Below are 25141 nucleotides of genomic sequence, written 5' to 3' on the forward strand. Positions count from 1 at the left end.
GTTAAATAGTTGACTGAAATACTCGGGAATGGCAGACTCGTTTGCATGTTCTACCCCCAACGTATTTTTTCAACAGGTAACCATGCTATGAGACTGACATCCAAAGGCCGTTATGCCGTAACCGCTATGCTTGATGTAGCACTGCATTCACAGGAAGGTCCGGTTCCTTTAGCCGACATTTCCGAACGCCAGGGCATCTCTCTTTCTTATCTGGAACAGCTGTTTTCGCGTTTGCGTAAAAACGGTCTGGTTGCCAGTGTGCGTGGTCCGGGCGGTGGTTATCTGCTGGGTAAAGACGCCAGTGAAATCGCAGTAGGCGCGGTGATCACGGCTGTTGACGAGTCAGTCGACGCCACCCGTTGTCAGGGTAAAGAAGGCTGCCAGAACGGCGAACGTTGCCTGACCCACACCCTGTGGCGCGACCTGAGCGAACGCATTAGCGGCTTCCTCAACAACATCACGCTGGGTGAATTGGTGAACAACCAAGAGATTCTGGAAGTGGCGGATCGCCAAAATGGTGAAACGCGTCGCCATCCTTCAGGCCGCATCCTGGAAACGATCAATGTGAATTTAAGAGCTTAAGCCCTGCACCAAATGGCTTGAGGTCGAAAATCGCTAAAGGGCTGCCATGGGCAGCCTTTTTTATTCCTGTAGAGAATGTCAGTAGGGCACTATTTTCCTTTTAAGATTCAGTGCAGCCGTTTTAAACTAGCCCTCGTTTTTAACTCTCTCGTTCGCTCTTGAACGTGCAGTACGGAGCATGCCCGCCATGAAATTACCTATTTATCTGGATTATTCAGCCACCACGCCTGTTGACCCGCGGGTAGCCGAGGCCATGATGAAGTGTCTGACTTTTGACGGTACTTTTGGTAATCCAGCATCCCGTTCCCACCGTTTTGGCTGGCAGGCGGAAGAGATTGTCGATGTCGCTCGCAACCAGATTGCCGAACTGATTAATGCCGATCCGCGCGAAGTGGTGTTCACTTCCGGCGCAACCGAGTCCGATAACCTCGCCATTAAAGGCGCGGCGCATGCCTATCGCGACAAGGGTAACCACATTATTACCAGCCAAACCGAACACAAAGCGGTGCTCGATACCTGCTTGCAGCTGGAAAAAGAGGGTTTCGACGTCACTTATCTGGCCCCGAATGCTCAAGGTGTGATCACCCCAGCGGCTATTGAATCCGCACTGCGCGAAGATACAATTTTGGTGTCAATCATGCATGTAAACAATGAGATAGGTGTGATTCAGGATATCGCGGCTATTGGCGAACTCTGCCGCAGTCGTGACATTATTTTCCACGTCGATGCCACCCAAAGCGTCGGCAAGCTGCCGGTAGACCTCAATGAGCTGGCGGTGGATCTTATGTCCTTCTCCGCCCATAAAATCTATGGCCCGAAAGGCATCGGCGGCCTGTATGTTCGCCGCAAACCCAAGGTGCGGATTGAAGCGCAGATCCACGGCGGCGGGCACGAGCGCGGTATGCGTTCCGGGACTCTACCTGTGCATCAAATTGTTGGCATGGGTGAAGCTTTCCGCATTGCTAAAGAGGAGCTGGCCGATGAGGCGCAGCGCCTGCATGCATTGCGTGACCGTCTGTGGCAAGGTATCCAGCAATTAGAGGGCGTGCAGATTAATGGCTCGCCTGAGCATAGCGCGCCAAACATTCTTAACGTCAGTTTCAGCGGCGTTGAGGGCGAGTCGCTGATTATGGCGTTGAAAGATTTGGCCGTTTCTTCTGGCTCTGCCTGTACTTCGGCAAGCCTCGAACCATCTTATGTTTTACGTGCACTGGGGTTAGGCGAGGATCTGGCTCACAGTTCTCTGCGTTTCTCCCTCGGACGTTACACCACGGCGGAAGAGATAGATTACGCTAGCAACCTGATTGTGAAATCAGTCCGTCGTTTACGCGAGCTACCGCCGGTATTCTCGTCTTAAGTGACACGATCACAGCAACAATGTATTAGAGAACATCAGGGCTAAACGCCTGTTATTGAAGATAATACTTTTCATTGAAAAATAAAAAAGCAGGAGTGCAGTTATGAGTTCCGAAGTCACCACCAATGAATCCATGCCGATTTTCTTGTCTTCTCAGCCTGCCGACGCACGCTGGGGCGAAAAAGCGACATTAAGCACGAATGCCGAAGGCATGACTATTCATCTGACCTCCGACAACCCGCTGGTGACCATTGCCCGCGCAGCTCGCCGTATCGACGGTCAGGGTGTGAAAAATGTAGCGCTGGCCGGTGAAGGCTGGGATCTGGAAAACAGCTGGGCGTTCTGGCAGGGCTTCCGCGGGCCAAAAGGCAGCCGCAACGTTGAGTGGGCTGAACTGTCAGCTGAAGACACTCAAACCCTGAATCAACGTCTGAAAATTATCGACTGGGTTCGCGACACCATCAACCTGCCAGCAGAAGAGTTGGGGCCAGAGCAGTTGGCGACTCGCGCGGTGGATTTGATGTGCGAATTCGGCAATGGCCATGTTAACTATCGCATTACGAAAGGCGACGACCTGCGCCAGCAAAACTACGCGGGTATCCACACCGTGGGCCGTGCTTCAGACCGCGCTCCGGCATTCCTGGCGCTGGATTACAACCCAAGTGGCAACGCCGATGAGCCGGTGTATGCGTGTCTGGTCGGCAAAGGTATCACCTTTGATACCGGCGGCTACAGCCTGAAACCAAGTGCAGGCATGGACTCGATGAAGTCCGACATGGGCGGCGCAGCGACGCTGACGGGTGCTCTGGCACTGGCTGCGGCTAATGGCCTGAACAAGCGCGTTAAGCTGTACCTGTGCTGCGCGGACAACATGGTCAGCGGCAACGCGATGAAGCTGGGCGATATCATTCGTTATCGCAATGGCAAAACTGTTGAAGTGATGAACACCGACGCCGAAGGCCGTTTGGTGCTGGCTGATGGCCTGATCGACGCTTCTGAACAGAATCCAGAGTTGTTGATTGATGCGGCAACTCTGACCGGTGCCGCCAAAATGGCGCTGGGCAACGATTACCACGCGCTGTTTAGCTTCGACGATGAGCTGGCCGCTGAGCTGCAAAACAGCGCGAAAGAAGAGTTTGAACCCTTCTGGCGTCTGCCTTTGGCTGAGTTCCACCGTTCATACCTGCCATCTAACTTCGCTGAATTGAACAACATGGGCAGCCCGTCACACACAGCCGGTGCCAGCAACGCAGCGGGCTTCCTGTCCCATTTCGTCAAGAACTACAAAAAAGGCTGGTTGCACATCGACTGTTCAGCCACTTACCGTAAAGGCGCCGTAGACGAATGGGCCGCTGGCGCTACCGGCATCGGGGTGCGTACCGTAGCTAACCTGCTGTTGGCTAAAGCAAAATAAATCAATCGGTAAGATAGAAAGACCCTAGCGGGGCACTGAGAAGTGCCCCGTTTTATCGGAGTGAAACAACATGAGTGTCCCGCACGATCACCTGCCAGCGGCAGCCGCGGCCAATAATGGCGAAAATGAACTTGAGCGTCTGCTGCGCCTTTCCGTGACAGAAGCGGCTTATCGCCCGGCGTTTTACCAGACTCTATTAGAAGCTACTGTCTACGTGCTGGGTGACGCGGGTCAGGAAGAAGAGGGCGCGGGAGAAGTCGCGATCCACGCGGGTAGCGAGTTGAACCTGCTGCATTGGGAAAAGCAGGATGGCACCTCCATCATTCCTCTGTTTTCCTCGCTGGAAGTGCTCGAGCGCGCCAGTGCGGGTGAAAGCCCCGACGAGCAGGCTTTTGTTGCCCTTCCTGCGCGGGTGTTGTTTGAAATGACCCAGGGCGAAGAGCTGTTCCTCAATCCGAAGTCAGAATACGGCAAAGAATTCACCCCAAGTGAAGTGACGCTGCTGCTGAATACCGGCGGTTTGACCGCACCGGCCGAGCTGGTGTTGGACAAAGAGAGCCAGCTGATGATTGGTCAGCCAGAAGAGTATCCCTCAGCGATGATTGATGCGCTGACCACCCTGTTCAGCCAGAAAAAACCGGTGCGCCGCGCCTTCTTGGCGCTAATTCACGATAAAGCGGTCGATGAGCTGCCAAACCTGTTGGTGGGCGTGGAAGCTGATGGTACTGACGCCGAAGTCGACGCGTTAATCCGCGAAGCGGGCAACGTGGCGAGCGAAACCTCGCCAGACGACCAACCGGTTGATTTCTGTATTGTTTCTGAGAAAGAACGCGGCATTAGCCACTATCTGATCAGCCACACTCAGCCTTTCTATCAGCGTAAGTGGGGCAGTTGGCTGCGTAACATTATTCCGTCTTCCGGCAAGGCGTAATGATCATGAAAGTGGGCTTTAGGTTACAGATGTAGTCTCAGCTCACTTTTTTTTAACGAAATGTTGTGATTCGGGTAGGCAAGCGTAACTTCGCCCCCTATAATCGGCGCCATTTTACGGCAGGTATAACATTAAATTAACCGGCCCTACCTATAAGAGTCAGCCAGAGGTTTTTCATGACTATCGAACGTACTTTTTCCATCATCAAGCCAAACTCAGTAGCTAACAACGACATCGGCGCAATCTACGCGCGTTTCGAACGTGCTGGTTTCACCATCATTGCTTCTAAAATGCTGAAACTGACCAAAGAGCAGGCTGAAGGCTTCTACGCAGAACACAAAGGTCGTCCTTTCTTCGACGGTCTGGTTGAGTTCATGACTTCTGGTCCAATCATGGTTCAGGTTCTGGAAGGTGAAAACGCCGTTCAGCGTAACCGTGACATCATGGGCGCAACTAACCCAGACAACGCACTGGCTGGCACTCTGCGTGCTGACTTCGCTGACAGCTTCACTGCTAACGCCGTTCACGGTTCTGATGCAGTTGAATCTGCACAGCGCGAAATCGCTTACTTCTTCACCGAAAGCGAAATCTGCCCGCGTTAAGATTTTCTGGCCGGGCTTTTTTGCCTCTGTTCACTCATATGTACAATAAATATGTGAGTGAGACGCAGCAAACATAGCAACCTCGCCTTAAAATTTGTACAATGTTGCGCCCCGAATGAGTCAGTCTCTTCGGGGCGCAAGTATTTTAAATACCAAATATTGAAATACACTACATTGCAGGTCGCCACTCAATGACTCTGCACTTCCCTGACGCCATAACGTGTAACAACGAGGCTAATTCGAATTATGTTTGAAACAAACACGCCTGAGCAAAACTTGTCTGATATGACTGCACAACCGACTCCACAGCCAGCCGATGCAGTGAATACTGTCAAGCCTGACGCTGCCAAAATTAACCTTCTTGACCTTAACCGTAAGCAAATGCGCGAGTTCTTCATCAACATGGGCGAAAAACCGTTCCGTGCTGATCAGGTCATGAAGTGGATGTACCACTATTGCAGCGATGATTTCGAGCAAATGACCGATATCAACAAAGCGCTGCGTGAGAAGTTGGCCCGCGTTGCTGAAATTCGCGCACCGGAAGTGGCTTCCGAACAACGCTCCACCGATGGCACCATCAAATGGGCCATTCAGGTTGGCGGGCAGTTGGTCGAAACCGTTTATATCCCTGATGGCGATCGCGCCACGCTCTGCGTTTCTTCCCAAGTAGGTTGTGCCCTTGAGTGTACTTTCTGCTCCACGGCTCAGCAGGGCTTCAACCGTAACCTGCGCGTGTCTGAAATCATCGGGCAAGTCTGGCGTGCGGCGAAAATCATTGGTGCCGCTAAGGTTGCCGGGACCCGCCCAATCACCAACGTGGTGATGATGGGGATGGGGGAGCCGCTGCTTAACCTGAACAACGTGGTTCCGGCAATGGAGATCATGCTGGACGATTTCGGTTTCGGTCTGTCAAAACGTCGCGTTACGCTGTCAACCTCAGGCGTCGTGCCTGCGCTGGACAAGCTGGGCGACATGATTGACGTCGCGCTGGCTATCTCTCTTCACGCGCCGAATGACACCATTCGCGATGAAATCGTACCGATTAACCGCAAATACAACATTGATACTTTCCTCGCCGCCGTTGAGCGTTACATTGGTAAATCCAATGCTAACCAAGGCCGCGTGACTATTGAGTACGTGATGCTTGACCATATTAACGATGGCACCGAGCACGCGCACGAATTGGCTGAACGCCTGAAGAACACCCCGTGCAAGATCAACCTGATCCCATGGAACCCGTTCCCGGGCGCGCCATATGGCCGCAGCTCTAACAGCCGTATCGATCGCTTCTCTAAAGTATTGATGGATTATGGATTTACCGTCATTGTGCGTAAGACCCGTGGTGATGATATCGATGCCGCTTGTGGTCAGTTGGCGGGCGATGTTATCGACCGTACTAAACGCACGCTGAAGAAGAAAATGGCCGGTGACGCTATCGCTATTAAAGCCGTCTAAATTCAGCAGTTTGTGGGTAAAGGCGAGTCATTTGTTGTGTTTTCTGGAGCCCGGTCAGCCAGTTCGCCGGGCTTAATCTGAACAGCATCTGCTGGAGCCAATAGGCTTCACCAAGATGAAACGTGGTCGGTGGCAGAATAAAGGGATTTAGCATGACGATTAAAACCAGATGGACCAAGGCAATTGCGCTAAGCTTTACAGTCTGCCTGTTGGCGAGCTGTTCCAGCTCTCCCAAGGAGTCTGAACTCGCCGCGCCGGGCAGTGCTTCACAGACCCGTTTGCAGTTGGGCATGGCCTATTTGTCTCAGGGCAATATGGCCAGTGCGAAGCAGAATCTACAGAAAGCAGTGGATAGTGCACCAAACGATTATCGCACCCAGTTAGGCATGGCGCTTTACGAGCAAAAAAACGGCGATAATGGCGCAGCAGAAAGCCGTTATCAGCAGGCATTGAAGCTGGCTCCGCAAAATGGAACTGTGCTTAATAATTACGGTGCGTTTTTGTGTGGTTTAGGGCAGTATGTACCGGCACAACAGCAGTTTAGCGCCGCTGCCAATGTCCCTGATTACGGTCAGGTGGCTGACAGTCTGGAAAACGCAGGCTACTGTTTTCTGAAGGCCAATCAGAATGAGGAAGCACGTGTGTTACTGAGTCGGGCATTGAAAATTGATCCTGATAAAGGTGCGCCTTTGCTCACTGAGGCAACCAAACAGTTTGGTGAAGGGAACCGCGCTCAGGCGCAAGTGTTGCTCGATGTCTACCAACATGTTCTGCCAGCCAGTGCTGAAAGCCTCATGTTACAAATTCGTTTCGCTGCGTTAGCAAGCAACCCGGTTAGCGTTCAACGCTACGGCAAGCAGCTGGCGCGAAGTTTTCCACAATCCCAACAGTACCAGCAGTTCTTAGCTAATGAATACTGAAGCCTCTCAAGAAAATAAAGCCACAATGACGACGGGCGAACGCCTGCGTCAAGCTCGTGAACAGCTGGGACTTAGTCATCAGGCCGTTGCAGAACGCCTATGCCTGAAAGTCTCGACTATTCGCCAAATTGAAGAAGAAACCACGCCGGCCGACCTCGCGCCGACTTTCCTGCGTGGCTATATTCGCTCGTACGCTAAATTAGTTCACGTTCCTGAAGAAGAGCTTTCAAGCATGATTGGCAAACAAGCGCCAATCAAAGTGCCGAAAGTTGCCTCGATGCAAGGGTTCGCACTCGGCAAATCTCGCAAGAAGCGCGATGGCTGGTTGATGGGCTTTACCTGGCTCGTGGTGTTCGTGGTGATTGGTTTGACTGGTGCGTGGTGGTGGCAAAATCATCAAGCCCAGCAGCAAGAAATCGCCACGATGGCTGACCAGTCAACGGCTCAGCTGAATCAGGACAACGGCCAGGGGCAGTCTATTGCTCTGAATACGGGTGATAACCCAAATTCAGCCCCGGTTGAAACCACGCCAACGCAGGGTACAGCACCTGCTGACGCCACGGCGGGCGCGGCTTCTTCACAGCCAGCTAATTCAGTTCCTTTAGATACGTCTACTGCAGCCAATGCACCGTCCAGCAATACTGAGCAAGCGCCTGCTGCCGTATCGCCAAGCCAGCCAGTGGCTCAAAACGGCCTGCCGACGGGAAATGCAGACTCTGCTACCCCAGCGGCCGACGCCGATGCTGTTGCGATGACCTTTAAGTCAGACTGCTGGTTGCAGATTGACGATGCCTCTGGCAAGACTTTGTTCAGCGGCATGAAGAAGGGCGGTGAAACCTTGAGCGTTAAAGGTACTGCGCCTTACAAATTAAAAATCGGGGCACCTGCTGCTGTTGAAATTCAGTATCAAGGTAAGCCGGTTGATTTAAGTCGTTTTATCAAGTCCAGCCGTGTTGCTCGTCTGACTTTGGCTGCCGAATAATCGGCAGCTGTTCAGATTCTTTGCAACTGTGGAGAGTAAGTAATGCATAACCAAGCACCCATCACCCGTCGGAAATCAACCCGGATTTACGTCGGCAAGGTGCCTATCGGTGATGGTGCGCCGATTGCTGTGCAATCAATGACCAACACCCGTACCACCGATGTCGCCGCAACCGTGGCACAGATCAAAGCTCTTGAACGTGTTGGCGTTGATATCGTCCGTGTTTCTGTTCCTACCATGGACGCCGCCGAAGCTTTCAAACTCATCAAGCAGCAGGTTAATGTCCCGCTGGTCGCTGATATCCATTTTGACTACCGTATCGCGCTGCAAGTTGCCGAGTACGGCGTTGACTGCTTGCGCATCAACCCGGGTAATATTGGTAATGAATCTCGCATTCGCTCGGTAGTCGATTGCGCGCGCGACAAAAATATCCCGATTCGTATCGGTGTTAACGGCGGCTCGCTCGAGAAAGACATTCAGGAAAAGTACGGCGAACCTACGCCGGAAGCCCTGCTTGAGTCAGCGATGCGCCACGTTGATATCCTTGATCGCCTGAATTTCGACCAGTTTAAAGTCAGCGTGAAAGCCTCGGACGTGTTCCTCGCCGTGCAGTCTTATCGCTTACTCGCCGCGCGCATTGATCAACCTCTGCACCTTGGGATCACCGAGGCGGGTGGCATGCGTAGTGGATCGGTTAAGTCAGCGATCGGCTTAGGTATGCTGCTTTCTGAAGGGATCGGCGACACGCTGCGTATCTCTCTGGCGGCGGATCCGGTGGAAGAAGTTAAAGTTGGCTTCGATATCTTGAAGTCACTGCGCATTCGTTCGCGCGGTATTAACTTTATTGCCTGCCCGACTTGCTCACGTCAGGAGTTTGACGTCATTGGTACCGTGAACGCCTTGGAACAGCGCCTTGAAGATCTGATCACGCCGATGGACGTGTCGATCATTGGCTGCGTGGTTAACGGCCCTGGCGAAGCGCTGGTGTCGACCATTGGTGTGACCGGCGGCCACAACAAGAGCGGTTTCTATGAAGATGGCGTGCGCCAGAAGGATCGTTTCGACAACGAGCAAATGATCGACCAGCTCGAAGCCAAGATCCGCGCCAAAGCAGCCATTATGGATGAGAGTAAACGTATCGTTATCAATCATCTTGAAAAGTAACATCGGTTGCAGGCGCCCATCCGCGCCTGCATTATATTGAACCCGACTATCGGGTTCATTTTTTATAAAAACGATAGAGAATTGACGTGGCAAAGAATATCCAGGCCATCCGTGGCATGAACGACTACCTGCCGGAAGATACCGCGCTGTGGCAACGTGTAGAAGGCATCCTTAAGCAGGTGCTGGGTAGTTACGGTTACAGCGAAATCCGTATGCCGATTGTAGAGCAGACCCCGTTATTCAAACGCGCCATCGGTGAAGTTACCGACGTGGTTGAAAAAGAGATGTATACCTTCGAAGACCGCAATGGTGAAAGCCTGACTTTGCGCCCGGAAGGGACTGCTGGCTGCGTGCGCGCCGGTATTGAACATGGTCTGCTGTACAATCAAGAACAACGCCTGTGGTACATCGGCCCGATGTTCCGCTACGAGCGTCCGCAAAAAGGCCGCTATCGTCAATTCTTCCAAATGGGTGTTGAAGTTTTTGGCCTGCAAGGCCCGGACGTTGACGCTGAACTGATCATGATGACCGCCCGCTGGTGGCGTGCGCTGGGTATCGCCGATCACGTTGCGCTGGAACTGAACTCTATTGGCTCTTTGGAAGCGCGTGCGAACTACCGTGAAGCACTGGTGGCTTTCCTGGAGCAGCATAAAGAGAAGCTGGACGAAGACTGCAAACGTCGTATGTACACCAACCCAATGCGCGTTTTGGACTCAAAAAATCCAGACGTTCAACTGTTGTTGAATGACGCGCCGGCGCTGGCGGATTATCTTGATGCGGAATCTAAAGAACACTTTGCTGGCTTGTGTGAACTTTTAGAGCAAGCAGGTATCCCATATACGGTTAACCAGCGTCTGGTTCGCGGCTTGGATTACTACAACCGCACCGTGTTCGAATGGGTAACGACTAGCCTCGGCTCACAGGGTACTGTGTGTGGCGGCGGCCGTTATGATGGTTTGGTCGAGCAACTGGGTGGTCGCGCAACGCCAGCCGTTGGTTTTGCGATGGGGCTTGAGCGTCTGATCTTGTTGATTCAGGCTGTTAACCCAGATTTTAAAGCACCTGCGACAGTAGATGCTTATGTGATTTCTGTCGGCGCTGGAACTCAGGGCGCGGCAATGCAATTAGCAGAGTCACTGCGTGACGAGCTTCCTGCATTAAGAGTGATGACTAACTACGGCGGCGGTAATTTCAAAAAGCAATTTGCCCGCGCTGATAAATGGGGAGCGCGCGTCGCTCTGGTATTAGGTGAAAACGAAGTCGCGGCCCGTCAGGTAGTGGTTAAAGACCTGCAAAGCGGTGAGCAAGAAACGCTGGCGCAAAGCGAACTCGCTGCGCGCTTGGCCTCGATGATAGGTTAAGGAGAAGGACCACGTGGAAGTCTATACCACTGAAAACGAACAAGTTGACGCTGTACGTCGTTTCTTTGCAGAAAACGGTAAAGCGCTGGCGATTGGCGTAGTACTCGGGATCGCCGCTTTAGGTGGTTGGCGTTATTGGCAGTCCCATGAGAGCTCGGCCATGGCTGACTCTTCTGTTGCTTTCCAGCAGGCCAATCAGGCCGTAACTGATAAGAAAGCGCAGGGCGTTGAAGATTTAGAGAAATTCGCGCAGAGCAATAAAAACAACTACGGCGTGTTCGCTTCGCTCCAGCTTGCTGATCATTTCGTGGAAGCGAAAGATTTCGCTAACGCGGAAAAGCAGCTGGTTGCTGCACAATCTCAGGCGAAAGAAGAGAATTTACTCTCTCTGGTCAGCCTGCGTTTGGCTCGCGTTCAATCGCAGCAAAAGAAATTTGATGACGCACTCAAAACGCTCGACGGCGTTAAGGGTGAGGGCTGGATTGCACTGCAACAAGATGTTCGCGGTGACGTTTTGCTGGCGAAAGGCGATGCCAAGGGCGCGCGTGAAGCCTTCAGCAAAGGCCTTGATTCTAAACCTTCTCAGACGCTACAGAACGTGTTGCGTATGAAATTGAACAACTTATCCAGCTAAGGGGAACCCCGATGCAATTGCGTAAAACACTCTTGGTAGGATGGGTTTCCGTTGCCCTGTTGAGTGGCTGTTCTTTGTTTAACAGCGAAGAAGACGTCGTTAAGATGTCCCCGTTGCCGAAAGTTGAAAATCAGTTCACACCAACCAAAGTGTGGAGCACGTCGGTGGGTGATGGCGTAGGCGATTTCTACTCTCATCTGCGTCCGGCCTGGCAGGACAATACTATCTTCGCCGCCGATCGTTTCGGTATTGTGAAATCTCTGGATGCTGACAGCGGCAAAGAAAACTGGAAAGTGGATCTGTCGGAAAAAACCGGCTTCTTCTCCAAAAATCGTCCTGCTCTGCTGTCTGGCGGCGTGACTGCTGCTGGCTCACACATCTACGTGGGCAGCGAAAAAGCGATCGTTTATGCACTGAACAGCGCTGACGGTACTGTGGCATGGCAGACCAAAGTGGCGGGTGAAGCACTCTCTCGCCCAGTGGTCAGCGACGGTCTGGTGATCATCCACACCGGCAACGGTATGCTGCAAGGCTTAAGCGAGACTGACGGGACTATCCAATGGACCGCCAACCTCGATATGCCAACGCTGTCACTGCGCGGTGAGTCAGCCCCTGCAACTGCCTTCGGTGCAGCCATTGTCGGTGGCGACAACGGACGCGTGAGCGCGGTGCTGATGAAAGAAGGCCAGCTGATCTGGCAGCAACGTATTTCTCAGCCAAGCGGCGCGACTGAAATCGATCGTCTGAGCGACGTGGACACCACGCCAGTTATCGTTGACGGCGTAGTTTACGCGCTGGCTTACAACGGCAATCTGGTGGCAATGGATCTGCGTTCTGGCCAAATCATGTGGAAACGTGACGTTGGCTCTATCAATGACTTCATCGTCGACGCCGGTCACATCTATATGGTTGACCAAGATGACCGCGTGATGGCGCTCGACACCCAAGGCGGCGTTAGCCTGTGGCGTCAAAGTGATTTGCTGCACCGTAACCTGACCGCGCCAGTGTTGTATAATGGTTATATTGTGGTTGGTGACTCGGAAGGCTACCTGCACTGGATCAACACCACTGATGGCCGTTTCGTGGCTCAGCAGAAAGTTGACAGCTCCGGCTTCTTGGCTGCGCCAATCGTGGCAAGCGACAAGCTGGTCGTGCAGGCGAAGGGCGGTGAGGTTTACTCCTTCACCCGCTGATCGTCGCAAATAGTCGCTCGTCGCGTCTGGCCCAGTCGGGCTTAAAAACGGCTCCTGAAAAAATCAGGGGCCGTTTCGTATTCTGAAATATGCGCAGGTGAATTTCACAGCTTGCGATGTAATGATTTGATTTATAGCGTTTTATGGCTTTATGCCGTGCTGTAACTCTTTGCGTTTTGCACTTAGTTTATAAAAACAGAGGCTTTAAAATGATACCTGTCGTCGCGCTTGTTGGGCGCCCGAATGTGGGTAAATCCACCTTATTTAACCGTTTAACCAAGACGCGTGACGCGCTGGTTGCGGATTTCCCGGGGCTAACGCGTGACCGCAAGTACGGTCGTGCTGAAATTGAGGGTAATGAGTTCATCATTGTTGATACCGGCGGTATCGACGGCACTGAAGATGGTGTCGAAACTCGCATGGCAGGCCAGTCTCTGTTAGCCATTGAAGAAGCCGACATCGTGTTGTTCATGGTGGATGCGCGCGCGGGCCTGATGCCTGCCGATCAGGGCATCGCCCAGCATCTGCGTAGCCGTGAAAAAGCCACCTTCCTGGTCGCTAACAAAACTGACGGTCTGGACCCAGACACCGCCACCGGCGATTTCTACTCGCTGGGCCTTGGTGATGTGTACGCCATTGCTGCCTCACATGGCCGTGGTGTAACTCAGCTTATCGAACACGTATTAGTGCCGTTCGTCGGCGAGAAGCCTGAAGAAGTTGAGTTGACTGAAGAAGAAGCCAACGCCGCGTACTGGGCTGAGTTGGAAGGCGGTCAGGACGACGATGAGATCCCAGCCGACGTTGAAGATGACTTCGACCCGCAATCTCTGCCAATCAAACTGGCTATTGTCGGCCGTCCGAACGTAGGTAAGTCCACACTGACTAACCGTATTCTCGGCGAAGAGCGGGTGGTGGTGTACGACATGCCGGGCACCACTCGCGACAGTATCTACATCCCGATGACCCGTGATGAGCGTGAATACGTTCTGATCGACACCGCAGGTGTGCGTAAGCGCGGAAAAGTCACTGAAATCGTTGAGAAGTTCTCAGTGATCAAGACCCTGCAAGCGATTGAAGATGCCAACGTGGTGATGCTGGTTATCGACGCCCGCGAAGGCATCTCTGACCAAGACCTCTCGCTGTTAGGCTTCATCCTCAATAGTGGGCGCTCACTGGTTATCGTGGTGAACAAATGGGATGGCATGAGCGAAGATGCCCGCGCTCAGGTGAAGGATCAGTTAGACCTGCGCCTCGGCTTTGTCGATTTCGCCCGTATCCACTTCATTTCTGCTCTGCACGGCAGCGGCGTAGGCAATCTGTTCGAATCCGTCATTGAAGCCTATACCTGTGCTACCACCCGTGTAAGCACTTCCTTACTGACGCGCATCATGCAGATGGCGGCTGACGACCATCAGCCACCGTTGGTGAATGGTCGCCGCGTGAAGCTGAAATATGCGCATGCCGGGGGTTATAACCCGCCTATCGTGGTTATCCACGGTAATCAGGTGAAAGATCTGGCCGATTCGTACAAACGTTATCTGATGAACTACTTCCGTCGTTCACTGAAAGTGATGGGTACGCCAATTCGTATTCAATTCAAAGAAGGCGAAAACCCGTACGAAGGCAAGAAGAACACGCTCTCTCCGCACCAGCAGCGTAAGCGTAAGCGCCTGTTGCAGCACCTGAAAAATAAATCTTAATCTGATGAGGTACATGAAAATGTACCTCGTTTTTTTTGGCCTCGACGGCAGGGAAGGAACGGATGTTTTGGGAAACCTGGAGTTTTGCGTTTGGCGTTACGGTTCCTAATTTATTGATATTAATTCTCGGCATGTGGTTGCGTCGTACCGGACTGATGGACGACAACTTCAATGAGAAAGCCAGTCGTCTGGTATTCAATATCGCGCTGCCCTGCCTGCTGTTTTTCAGCGTAGCGCAAGGGCACGACACCTCGGGTTCTAACCTGCCGCTGGCGGTCTATGGCGCAGTCGGTACTATCATTTCATTTCTGCTTCTAGAACTGGTCGCCATCAAGCTGGTGAAAGATCCGCGCGAGCGGGGCATCTTTGTGCAAGGCGGATTTCGCGCCAACACGGGGATTGCTGGGCTGGCCTATGCCTCGCTGGCTTTCGGCAATGACGGCATCGCGCTGGGGTCGATGTATCTGGCGGTCACGGTGATTTTGTTCAACGTGCTTTCGGTCATAACCTTAACCCGCAGTTTGCAGGGCGGCTCCGGCAAGCGCGTCGGGCTACGCCCGATTCTGCGCGGCATTGTCACTAACCCACTGATTATTGGATTGCTGCTCGGGCTGGCCTTCCAGTACAGCCACCTGCCGATGCCTGACACCATTGGCAAAACCGGCGAATTTATTTCAGGCATGGCGCTGCCGTTGGCGATGCTCTGTGCCGGAGCCAGTCTGGATTGGCGAACCATGTTCCGCAGCTCAAACGTGGCGGCCTGGTCCTCGGCGTCGCGGGTGATTTTTGTCCCGGCGTTGATGACTTTAGGCGGCTGGCTGCTCGGCTTTCGCGGCGCGGCGCTCGGGGTGATTTTCCTCTTCTCCTGTACGCCAACGGCGGCGGGCAGCTATGTTATGACGCGCGCGTTGGGCGGAAATGCTACGCTGGCTGCCAACATTATTGCTGTAACCACGCTAGGTTCATTTTTCACCACCGCGCTGGGGCTTTATCTGTTACGAGCCTTGGGCGTGATTTAACGGGAGCGAGAGAAGATGGAAGCACTTTGCCCGGTTTGCACTCAACCTATGAGTTGGGTGAGCAATCACTTTCACTGTGACAGCTGTAACGCCGACTATCAGCAGACGGCGCTCTGCCCGGATTGCCAGCAGCCGCTGCAAACCCTAAAAGCCTGCGGCGCGGTGGATTATTTCTGCCAAAACGGCCACGGCATGATCTCCAAAAAGCGGGTGCTGTTCAGCTACCAGCCCTACAGCGACTAGCCCTCGGGCAGGGCCGATTTCCACAATTCGATTAGCTCAGCGGGTGTCTGGGTCTCCGGAATAATCAGTACCAGACTGCCCGACTGCTGGGCAGTGGCATAAGAGATCTCCAGCCGGTAATAGCGCTGGTCGCCGCGCCCGGCCTGCTCCGGCGGCTCGGCGTAGGGCAGCGACTGATTGATTAATTGGCAGATCTGCTGGCGTTTGTCCTCACTCATCCCCGCCATAGCGACCCGGCGAGGCCCGTTGAGTTTAGGGATAAACGCCACGCCGCCTTCGCGATACATTTCGATGACGGCGCTGCTTTCCAGCGATTCCAGTGGTTTCATTAGATAACCCCAACTTGCCCCCACGCCTCTTTTACCGCCTGTGCTACGGCGGCGTCGAAGCGCTTCTCAGCATGTTCGATTGTTTTCTTGGCGAAAGTTGCAAAATCGGCATCCTGCGGCAGCGATTTATCACACACCGTGTCGTACCAGACGTAGCCCGCGCGCTCCCACGCAAAGCCGCCCAGCGCGGTGGCAGCCAGATAGAAGGCACGGTTAGGGATGCCGGAGTTGATGTGGACGCCGCCGTTGTCGTCGCGGGTGTTCACATAGCCTTTCATGTCGGCGGGCTGTGGGTCTTTGCCAAGCAGCGGGTCGTTGTAAGCTGTCCCCGGATGCGCCATCGAGCGCAGCCCCTTGCCTTTAATTCCCTTAGCTAACAGGCCTTCGCCGATGATCCAGTCGGCTTTATCCGCCGTCTGTTTTTTGCTGAACTGCTTGACCAGAGAGCCGAACACGTCGGACAGCGATTCATTCAACGCGCCAGACTGGCCGCTATAAACCAGCCCGGCCTCGCTCTCGGTCACGCCGTGCGACAGTTCGTGGCCAATGACGTCGATGGCGATGGTGAAACGGTTAAAAATCTCACCGTCCCCATCGCCAAATACCATCTGCTGGCCGTTCCAAAAGGCGTTTTGATACTCCTTGTCGTAATGCACCGAGCCAAGCAGCGCCAGCCCTTTATTGTCCAAAGAGTTGCGTTGGTACGCCTGCCAGAAGAAATCATAAGTCACGCCAAGATAGTCATAGGCTTCATCAACCGCCACGTCGTCATTGCTCGGCTGACCCTCTTTTCTTACTGACTTGCCGGGCAGGCGAGTGCCGTTTTGCGCATCATAAATATCCCGCTCGACCTGACCCGCCTTGGCGGTTTTCACCCCTTTAGGTTTGGCGTAAGCCTCGGCCATCAGGGTATTGACGTGAACCAGCGTCTGGCGCGCGCACTTCTTCTGCGGCTCTGAGCCGTGCTCAATAATGCGATTGAGGATATAGGGAGGAATAACGCCGAGGGGGGATCTCTGTTTGGTACCGTGACTCATAACAACTCTCCTTATCGATAAGTGAAGCTTAAAAGTGACAAGTATTCATTGATATTGAGTATAGTCCGGCTGCGCTCCCCGCCAGCGAAAGATGGGATTTATCTGTTCTCTACCGACTCTTGGTTATCATCATAAAGCTGATGATTGTGCGAGGTGACGGCAGGATGAAGCGCGCTGCCTCTGACCTTGCGCACGGAGTTGCGTGTCACCAGCTTGCCCTGTAGCAGCACGCTAGAACAGGGGGCTTCGGGGCGGAACAGGCGGCGCTGGAGCAGGGCGATTGCTTCCACACCCAGCTCGTCGCGCGGCACGTGCACGGCGGTGAGCGCCACATCGTGAATTTCTGCCAGATTAAAGCCGTCGGTGCTCATCACGCTGATGTCCGTCGGCACCGCAAACCCGCGTTTTACCAAGGCCGCCACGGCACCGGATGCCATAAAATCGCCTCCCGCCAGAATCGCCGTCGGCATGGGCTGGCCGCCGGGCAGGGTATCCAGATAATTCAGCATGGCCTGTTCAGCTTCCTGCGCGCCAAACCCCGAGGTCGTGACCAGATGCTGGCCGTCGTCAAAGGCCAGATTATGCCGCGAGAAGGCCTCTTTGATGCCCGCCAGGCGCAGCTCCATGGTGTGGCGGCGCAGACATTGCAGGGTCAGAATTCGGTGATGCCCCTGACTGAACAGATAATCGGTGGCGAAGTCGCCCATAGTTTGATGATCCGGCGACACGCTGTCGTGGCGCATCAGCCGATCGCGGCAGTTGATCAACACGCAGGGTTTAGCCAAGTCGGTCGCAAGCTGGTGGATATGCGGATCGTCAATGCCAACCAGCAGCGCGGCGTCGGTTTGGGCATCGGTCATTTTGGCGATAAACAGCGCCACGTCGGCGTCGCTCTCTTCCAACGCGCAGTAGCGAACCCGCACGTCGTGCTGGCTGACGGCGGCAACAATCCCCTGAATCACCTTGTAGTAGAAGATATCACTGCGAGCGTCGAAGGCGCGGGCCGGGGCGAAGACCACAATGTTATTCAGCATCAGCCGCCCGGTGGACAGGCCGCTGAGCACGCCCTGCGATTTTGCGTAGCTCAACACCTGCTCTCTGGCCCGCGCGCTGGTATTGCTTTTTCCAGCCAATACGCGGGAAACCGTGCTGATCGACAGCCCCGTATGGTCAGCAATTTGCTGGATTTTTAGCTTTCCGTTCAAATTGTGATCTCCTTCAAATTCGAAAATGAAAAAATTTTCATGAAGGATTTTGTGCGTAATCTTAGGCATTTTCAGGGCGAGGCTCGCAAATTTGTCTAGTCCATGAAAATTCTTGCAAAGAATCACGTTCCGCTCACAAATCAGCCTGCATACAGTCGTCTAGGGTACTCAAACAATAACCATCGCTGGCAGCTAGCCTGCTGACCAGGGAGGAGAAATAACAATGACGATTGAGATCAATACCGACGCCGTGACGTCAGGAAGACGCAAAATCAGAGCCTTACGCTGGTGGATGCTGGCCCTATTTCTACTTGGGGTGACGGTCAACTACATCACCCGCAACTCACTGGGTCTGCTGGCGGCTGAACTGAAAACCAGCCTGAATATGACCACCGAACAATACTCTTACATCGTGGCGGCATTTCAGGCGGCCTACACCATTTTCCAACCTCTGTGCGGCTGGCTGATTGACGTCATTGGCCTGAAACTCGGCTTTCTGATCTGTGCGTCCGTTTGGGCCGTGGTCTGTATGCTGCACGCCGGAGCCGGGGGCTGGATCCAACTGGCCATTCTACGTTTCTTCATGGGCAGCGCCGAGGCGGCCGCCACGCCCGCCAACGCCAAAGCCATCTCCGACTGGTTCCCGCGCAAAGAGCGGCCGGTGGCCGCAGGCTGGGCCGGGGTGGGCTTCTCCATTGGCGCCATGCTGGCACCGCCGATTATTCTGGTGGCTCACCTCTCTTTCGGCTGGCGCGGCGCTTTCCTGTTTTGCGGGATTTTGTCGATGCTGTGGGTGCTGCTGTGGTGGAAGTTCTACCACGCGCCGGAAAACCACCCGAACCTGAGCAAAGAAGAGCTGGCGCTGATTCGCCAGGACAATGAGCCTCAGCAGACCCGTTTACCTTTTATCAAATCGCTGAAAATCGTCTGCAAAAACAAGAAATTCTACGGCATTGCCATCCCGGCATTTCTGGCGGAACCCGCGTGGGCGGTGTTTAGCTTCTGGGTGCCGCTGTATCTGGCAAACGAGCGCGGCATGGACCTCAAGCACATTGTGATGTTCGCGTGGCTGCCGTTCTTGGCGGCGGATTTGGGCAGCGTCGCCAGTGGCTATCTCACCACGCTGTATCGCAAATTCTTCGGCTGCACCCGCATTAACTCGATTGTTGCCAGCTCGGTGACCGGGGCTTTCTTGATGCTGTCACTGGCGCTGGTGGCGCTCACCGAAAGCCCGTACGCCGCCATCGCGCTGATCTCCATCGGCGGATTCGGACATCAGGTGATCTCCTGCATGCTGAGCGCGGTGGTGGTGGAGTCATTCGATAAAAGTCAGGTGGCGACGGTTAACGGCATGCGCGGCTCCTCCGCGTGGATCGCCAGCTTCTTGTTTTCATTACTGATAGGTGCGGTAGCCGACAATATCGGCTTCAACCCGCTGTTTATCGCGATGGGATTTTTTGACCTGATTGGGGCGGTTTTCCTGATTGCCCTGATAGCAGAACGCCGCACACCGGCAGATAAAAGGAAAAGTGCATGAAGACGTTAAAGCATTGGGTGCTGGCAGCACAGGACGCCGCGGGCGTGGAGCTGCGGGTGGACGATCAACATCTGTTTTGCCTGCGGATACTGGAGCAGGGCCTATTCCGCGTGCTGATCAAACGCCGTGGCGAGCTGGCGCTGGACCGAACCTGGAGCATTGCGCCAACGGACGATGTGCCTTGGGAGGGGCGCGATCGTCTGAGCAATCAGGGATTTAGTCTGCCGGGCTACACGCTGGAGCAGTTTGAGGATCGGCTGGTGATCAGCAGCGAAAAGCTGCGGGTAACGGTTCACCAGCCTTTGTGGCTCGAATGGGAATATCGCCACACCGATGGCAGCTGGCTGCCGCTGGCCAGTGACCGTAAAACCGGGGCCTATATGCTGTCGGTGAAGGGGGACGGTTCGGCCCACTATCAGCGCCGTTATCCCGAAGAGCGCTATTACGGTCTGGGGGAAAAAGCCGGGGATCTCAATCGCGCCGGTCGCCGTTTTGAAATGCGCAATCTGGACGCCATGGGCTATAACGCCGCCAGCACCGATCCGCTCTACAAGCATATTCCTTTTACGTTAACGCGCCGGGGTGATGTCAGTTTTGGCCTGTTCTACGATAATCTCAGCAATGTCTGGCTTGATCTCGGCCAAGAGTTGGATAATTACCATTTGCCTTATCGCCGCTTTAACGCCGAAGCGGGGGATCTCGATTACTATATGTTCCTCGGCCCGACGGCCCTTGACGTGACAAAAGCCTTGGTGCGGCTGACCGGCAAAACTACCTTTGGCCCGAAATGGAGCCTCGGCTACAGCGGCTCGACCATGTACTACACCGACGCGTCAGACGCCCAGCAGCAGCTGATGAAGTTCATCAACCTGTGCCGCGAACAGGATATTGCCTGCGACTCGTTCCAGCTCTCTTCCGGCTACACCTCGATTGGCAATAAGCGTTACGTGTTCAACTGGAATTACGACAAAATCCCTGAGCCGAAAGCCATGTCGCAGGCCTTTCTCGACGCGGGGATCCGCCTGGCCGCCAACATCAAACCCTGTCTATTGCAGGACCACCCGCAATACGCTCTCGTCGCCCAGCAGGGGCTGTTTATTCGCGATTCGCAAGAGGATGTCCCTGAGCGCTCGGTATTTTGGGACGACGAAGGCTCCCATCTGGACTTCACCAATCTAGCGACCATTCGCTGGTGGCAGCACGGCGTTACCACGCAACTGCTGAAAAACCGCATTGGCTCAACGTGGAATGATAATAATGAATATGAAGTGTGGGACAGCAACGCGCGCTGCTTTGGCTTCGGAAAATCCATTGCTATCAAGCACATTCGTCCGGTGATGCCGCTGTTAATGATGCGCGCCTCCTTCGAGGCTCAGCAGGTATTTGCGCCCAACCTGCGGCCTTATCTCATCTCCCGCTCCGGCTGCGCCGGGATGCAGCGCTACGTGCAAACCTGGAGTGGCGATAACCGCACCTGCTGGCAAACGCTGCGCTACAACACGCGCATGGGGCTGGGCATGAGCCTCTCCGGCTTGTACAACGTGGGTCATGACGTCGGCGGCTTTGCCGGGGATCGCCCGGATGAAGAGCTGTTTGTGCGTTGGGTGCAGAATGGCGTGATGCACCCGCGCTTTACTATTCACTCGTGGAATGATGACGGCACGGTGAATGAGCCATGGATGTTTAGCCAGAGCACGGCGCTGATCCGCGACGCCATCAACCTGCGCTATCGCCTGCTGCCCTACTTCTACACCTTGCTGTGGCAGGCCCATGAGGATGACGAGCCGATGCTGCGCCCGACTTTCCTCGACCACGAGCACGACGCCAATACCTTCGCCGAAACCGACGATTTTATGCTGGGGAAAGACCTGCTGGTGGCAAGCGTAGTGGAGCAGGGCCAGCGCGAGCGCGAGGTGTATCTGCCCGCTAACGAGAGCGGCTGGTGCGATTTCTACAGCGGAAAATGGTTTGCCGGTGGTCAGTTTATCAAGCTGGACGCGCCGCTGGAGCGCCTGCCACTGCTGGTGCGAGCCGGTGCAGCACTGCCTATGTCTCAGCGCACGGCTTATGTTGATCAGCAGCAGGACAAGGTGCGCGAGCTGCACATTTTCCCAAGCCCGGCGGCGGCCACCTCTTGCGGTATGCTGTTTGAAGATGACGGCGAGAGCCACGGCTGGAAAGAGGGCAATGCGCTGTGGCTAAGCTGGGAGATTAAAACGGACGGCGAGAAAATCAGTATCGACTTTACTCAACGTGGCGATTTCAGACCGGCGTGGGACAGTTTGGGCATCGTGCTGCCAGCCGGAGAGACGCGCCCGCTGTGGATTAATGGCGTGAAGTCAGAGAGTTATAGGTTGTAAGCTTTTAGCGCCTCCCCCTAAAAAAGGGGGAGGCTGGGAAGGGGTATACAGCGACCGTTATTGCTTCGCAGCGGGCTTGCGCGTTTTCTTCGCAAGCGTCACGACTTTCACTTCGCTCTCAATCCAACCATCCGCCAGGCGGGTTTTCAGCGTGTCGCCCGGCGCGGTCTGCGTGGTTTTCTTCAGCAATTCACCCTTCGGCGTGGTGGTCACGCTATAACCGCGCGCCAGCGTGGCCAAAGGACTGACGGCTTCCAGCTGGGTACAGGCCGTGCCAAAACGCTGCCGGCTGTTGGACAGTTGCAGGACCAGCGCCTGTTGCAGACGGTACTGCAATTGCTGGACTCGCTGCTGGGCGCGATGAATGCGCGACTGCGGCTGCTGCTGGTTGAGGCGCTGCTGCAGGCGATCGATGCGACGCAGCATCTGGCGCAGCTGGTTTTGCATGGCCTCATCAAGCCGACGGCGCAGTTTGAACAGCGCGGTTTGCTGGCGAGCCAGGCGCAGGTGCGGGTGCTGTTGCTGCAAACGATGGTTCAGGCGGGTAAAACGCTGAGCCAGCTGGGCGAGGTAATAGTCCATCGCCATTTCCAAACGCTGCTGCTGAGATTGAATCTGGCGCAGCAGTTCCAGCTGATTGCGGCTAATTAACTCGGCGGCGGCAGACGGCGTCGGCGCGCGCAGGTCGGCCACAAAGTCGGCGATGGTGACGTCGGTTTCATGGCCGACGGCGCTGACAATCGGAATGGCGCTTTTGAAAATGGCCCGCGCCACGCGCTCATCGTTAAAGCTCCACAAATCTTCCAAAGAGCCACCGCCGCGCCCGACAATCAACACATCCACTTCCTGACGCGAGTTTGCCAGCTCAATGGCACGGACAATTTGCATCGGCGCGTCGACACCCTGCACGGCAGTCGGGTAGATGATGACCGGCAGTGACGGGTCACGGCGTTTCAGCACGTTTAATACGTCATGCAGCGCCGCGCCGCTCGACGAGGTGATCACCCCGACGCACTTGGCAGGCGAGGGCAGGGGCTGCTTGAATTGGGCATCAAAAAGCCCTTCGGCGGCCAGCTGCTGCTTCAACAGGTCAAATTTCTGCTGCAACAGCCCGTCACCGGCTTCCTGCATGCTTTCGGCAATCAGCTGATAGTCGCCGCGCGGTTCATACAACGTGATAGTGGCGCGAACCAACACCTGCTGGCCGTTTTGCGGGCGGAAGGTGGTGCGGCGATTGGTGTTGCGGAACATGGCACAGCGAACCTGCGCCCGGTCGTCTTTCAGGGTGAAATACCAGTGACCGGACGAAGGTTGAGAGAAGTTGGAGATCTCGCCTGAAAGCCAGACCTGGCCCATTTCGTTCTCCAGCAGCTGTCGAACCGTCTGATTCAGGCGGCTTACGGTAAAAATTGGCGGGGAAGAAGGTAGTGGCATGTGATCCAGATCAAATTCAAAAACAGAGACTTAATCGGTCGATACTACATGCCCAAACAAGGTAATCAAGAAGTTTCGTAAATAGTACTAGTCGCAATGGGCCCTCACCTGTATAATCCCGCTGCAATATTTTATCCTTTCCGCATCCACCTTGGTGAGATATTGCCCATGCTACGTATCGCAAAAGAAGCTCTAACGTTCGACGACGTCCTCCTTGTACCAGCTCACTCCACAGTTCTGCCTAATACTGCCGACCTAAGCACTCAACTGACCGCTAAAATCCGTCTCAATATTCCAATGCTGTCTGCAGCAATGGATACCGTGACTGAAGCGAATCTGGCGATTGCTCTGGCGCAAGAGGGCGGTCTGGGATTCATTCACAAGAACATGTCCATTGAACGTCAGGCCGAAGAAGTTCGCCGCGTTAAGAAGCATGAAAGCGGCGTGGTCGCCGACCCGAAAACGGTCACCCCTTCTACCACCCTGCGTCAAGTTAAAGAACTCACCGAAATCAACGGCTTTGCCGGTTATCCTGTCGTGACCGAAGGCAACGAACTGGTGGGTATTATTACCGGCCGTGACGTGCGCTTTGTGACCGACCTGGAACAGCCTGTCACCGCAGTGATGACCCCGAAAGAGCGTCTGGTGACGGTCAAAGAGGGCGAAGCACGCGAAGTTGTGTTGCAGAAAATGCACGAAAAACGCGTTGAGAAAGCGCTGGTTGTTGACGCGCAATTTCACCTGCTGGGTATGATCACTGTTAAAGACTTCCAAAAAGCGGAACGTAAACCTAACGCCTGTAAAGATGAGCAAGGCAGTCTGCGCGTTGGCGCGGCAGTTGGCGCTGGCGAAGGCAACGAAGAGCGTATCGACGCACTGGTTGCGGCGGGCGTTGACGTCCTGCTGATCGACTCCTCACACGGCCACTCCGAAGGCGTTCTGTCCCGCATTCGCGCCACTCGCGCTAAATATCCAGACTTAGAAATCATCGGTGGCAACGTGGCGACCGGCGCTGGCGCACTGGCGCTGGTGGAAGCTGGCGTGAGCGCGGTGAAAGTGGGTATCGGCCCTGGCTCAATCTGTACGACGCGTATCGTGACCGGCGTAGGTGTTCCACAAATCACCGCCGTGTCTGACGCGGTGGCTGCGCTGGAAGGCACCGGTATTCCGGTTATCGCTGACGGCGGGATCCGTTTCTCAGGTGACATCGCTAAAGCTATCGCCGCTGGCGCAAGCTGCGTGATGGTTGGCGGCATGCTGGCAGGTACTGAAGAGTCTCCGGGCGAAATCGAACTGTACCAAGGCCGCTCATTCAAATCTTACCGCGGTATGGGTTCTCTGGGCGCGATGTCCAAAGGCTCTTCTGACCGTTACTTCCAGACTGGCAACGCCGCTGACAAACTGGTGCCGGAAGGTATCGAAGGTCGCGTGGCGTATAAAGGCCGTCTGAAAGAGATCGTTCACCAGCAAATGGGTGGTTTGCGCTCATGTATGGGCCTGACCGGTTGTGCTACTATCCACGACCTGCGTACCAAGGCTGAATTTGTTCGCATCAGCGGTGCGGGGATTCAGGAGAGTCATGTTCACGATGTGACTATCACAAAAGAGTCCCCTAATTATAGAATGGGTTCTTAACCCTTAAGACAGCGAGCTACGTGCTCGCTGTCTGCTTTATTGAAGTA

At 54.6% G+C, this 25141-nt stretch carries 22 protein-coding genes; 18 read left to right on the forward strand and 4 right to left on the reverse strand.

The genetic code is table 11. The annotated features are described in order from the left end of the window. Window positions 1-87 precede the first annotated feature (87 nt). From iscR to V2154_RS04550, 15 genes are all read left to right on the forward strand, one after another. The gene (iscR, locus tag V2154_RS04480; protein ID WP_353501227.1) at window positions 88-582 is read left to right on the forward strand and encodes a Fe-S cluster assembly transcriptional regulator IscR; all 495 of its coding nucleotides are present in this window, start codon (window positions 88-90) and stop codon (window positions 580-582) included. Window positions 583-769: 187 nt separating this feature from the next. Continuing rightward, a complete protein-coding gene (locus V2154_RS04485) occupies window positions 770-1939 on the forward strand; it encodes an IscS subfamily cysteine desulfurase (protein WP_353501228.1) in 1170 nt (389 codons plus the stop codon). A 103-nt stretch (window positions 1940-2042) separates the two neighbouring features. Then, window positions 2043-3353 carry an aminopeptidase PepB gene (pepB, locus tag V2154_RS04490; protein WP_353501229.1) on the forward strand — a complete coding sequence of 437 codons (1311 nt, stop codon included), beginning with the start codon at window positions 2043-2045 and terminating at the stop codon, window positions 3351-3353. Window positions 3354-3423: 70 nt separating this feature from the next. After that, on the forward strand, window positions 3424-4284 hold the full coding sequence (sseB, locus tag V2154_RS04495; protein WP_353501230.1) for an enhanced serine sensitivity protein SseB: 861 nt from the start codon (window positions 3424-3426) through the stop codon (window positions 4282-4284). A gap of 176 nt (window positions 4285-4460) precedes the next feature. Then, window positions 4461-4886 (forward strand): nucleoside-diphosphate kinase, encoded by a 426-nt coding sequence (gene ndk, locus V2154_RS04500; protein ID WP_013574367.1) that lies wholly within the window; start codon window positions 4461-4463, stop codon window positions 4884-4886. A gap of 285 nt (window positions 4887-5171) precedes the next feature. Then, window positions 5172-6341, forward strand: a complete 1170-nt coding sequence (gene rlmN, locus V2154_RS04505) for a dual-specificity RNA methyltransferase RlmN (RefSeq protein WP_100937954.1) — start codon at window positions 5172-5174, stop codon at window positions 6339-6341. Window positions 6342-6493: 152 nt separating this feature from the next. Further along, entirely contained in the window at window positions 6494-7261 is a 768-nt protein-coding gene (pilW, locus tag V2154_RS04510; protein ID WP_353501231.1) for a type IV pilus biogenesis/stability protein PilW, read from the forward strand. Beyond that, entirely contained in the window at window positions 7251-8243 is a 993-nt protein-coding gene (gene rodZ, locus V2154_RS04515) for a cytoskeleton protein RodZ (RefSeq protein ID WP_353501232.1), read from the forward strand. Before pilW ends, rodZ begins: the two co-directional genes overlap by 11 nt. Before the next feature lie 42 nt (window positions 8244-8285). Continuing rightward, the gene (gene ispG, locus V2154_RS04520; RefSeq protein WP_353501233.1) at window positions 8286-9407 is read left to right on the forward strand and encodes a flavodoxin-dependent (E)-4-hydroxy-3-methylbut-2-enyl-diphosphate synthase; all 1122 of its coding nucleotides are present in this window, start codon (window positions 8286-8288) and stop codon (window positions 9405-9407) included. Between the two features lie 86 nt (window positions 9408-9493). After that, window positions 9494-10768: a histidine--tRNA ligase gene (gene hisS, locus V2154_RS04525; protein WP_353501234.1), complete on the forward strand. Its 1275-nt coding sequence runs from the start codon at window positions 9494-9496 to the stop codon at window positions 10766-10768. A gap of 13 nt (window positions 10769-10781) precedes the next feature. Beyond that, window positions 10782-11402, forward strand: a complete 621-nt coding sequence (locus V2154_RS04530; RefSeq protein WP_353501235.1) for a YfgM family protein — start codon at window positions 10782-10784, stop codon at window positions 11400-11402. An 11-nt stretch (window positions 11403-11413) separates the two neighbouring features. Further along, a complete protein-coding gene (bamB, locus tag V2154_RS04535; protein WP_353501236.1) occupies window positions 11414-12595 on the forward strand; it encodes an outer membrane protein assembly factor BamB in 1182 nt (393 codons plus the stop codon). 209 nt (window positions 12596-12804) lie between these two features. After that, complete coding sequence (gene der, locus V2154_RS04540) at window positions 12805-14295, forward strand: ribosome biogenesis GTPase Der (protein ID WP_353501237.1); 1491 nt, start codon at window positions 12805-12807, stop codon at window positions 14293-14295. 62 nt (window positions 14296-14357) lie between these two features. After that, window positions 14358-15314, forward strand: coding sequence for an AEC family transporter (locus V2154_RS04545; protein ID WP_353501238.1), 957 nt, complete (start codon window positions 14358-14360; stop codon window positions 15312-15314). Window positions 15315-15329: 15 nt separating this feature from the next. Then, complete coding sequence (locus tag V2154_RS04550) at window positions 15330-15557, forward strand: zinc ribbon domain-containing protein (protein WP_353501239.1); 228 nt, start codon at window positions 15330-15332, stop codon at window positions 15555-15557. Here the strand turns inward: V2154_RS04550 and V2154_RS04555 are convergent. The 3 genes from V2154_RS04555 to V2154_RS04565 form a co-directional block, all read right to left on the reverse strand. Then, window positions 15554-15886: a protealysin inhibitor emfourin gene (locus V2154_RS04555; RefSeq protein ID WP_353501240.1), complete on the reverse strand. Its 333-nt coding sequence runs from the start codon at window positions 15884-15886 to the stop codon at window positions 15554-15556. The two genes, V2154_RS04550 and V2154_RS04555, sit on opposite strands and share 4 nt — an antisense overlap. Beyond that, window positions 15886-16923, reverse strand: a complete 1038-nt coding sequence (locus tag V2154_RS04560) for a M4 family metallopeptidase (RefSeq protein ID WP_353501241.1) — start codon at window positions 16921-16923, stop codon at window positions 15886-15888. Before V2154_RS04560 ends, V2154_RS04555 begins: the two co-directional genes overlap by 1 nt. A 98-nt stretch (window positions 16924-17021) precedes the next feature. Then, a complete protein-coding gene (locus tag V2154_RS04565; protein WP_353501242.1) occupies window positions 17022-18128 on the reverse strand; it encodes a LacI family DNA-binding transcriptional regulator in 1107 nt (368 codons plus the stop codon). A 223-nt stretch (window positions 18129-18351) separates the two neighbouring features. Between V2154_RS04565 and V2154_RS04570 the strand changes: the two genes are divergently transcribed. Beyond that, entirely contained in the window at window positions 18352-19665 is a 1314-nt protein-coding gene (locus V2154_RS04570; protein ID WP_353501243.1) for an MFS transporter, read from the forward strand. Continuing rightward, complete coding sequence (locus V2154_RS04575; protein ID WP_353501244.1) at window positions 19662-22025, forward strand: glycoside hydrolase family 31 protein; 2364 nt, start codon at window positions 19662-19664, stop codon at window positions 22023-22025. The genes V2154_RS04570 and V2154_RS04575 overlap by 4 nt, the downstream gene beginning before the upstream one ends. Before the next feature lie 57 nt (window positions 22026-22082). Here V2154_RS04575 and xseA read toward each other — a convergent pair whose 3' ends face one another. Beyond that, window positions 22083-23459, reverse strand: coding sequence for an exodeoxyribonuclease VII large subunit (gene xseA, locus V2154_RS04580; protein ID WP_353501245.1), 1377 nt, complete (start codon window positions 23457-23459; stop codon window positions 22083-22085). Window positions 23460-23627: 168 nt separating this feature from the next. On the opposite strand from xseA, the gene guaB reads away from it, so the two are divergent. After that, the gene (gene guaB, locus V2154_RS04585) at window positions 23628-25094 is read left to right on the forward strand and encodes an IMP dehydrogenase (protein WP_353501246.1); all 1467 of its coding nucleotides are present in this window, start codon (window positions 23628-23630) and stop codon (window positions 25092-25094) included. Window positions 25095-25141: the final 47 nt, after the last annotated feature.

Origin of the sequence: Ewingella sp. CoE-038-23 (genome assembly GCF_040419245.1) — a bacterium.
GTDB classification, from domain to species: Bacteria; Pseudomonadota; Gammaproteobacteria; order Enterobacterales; family Enterobacteriaceae; genus Ewingella; species Ewingella allii.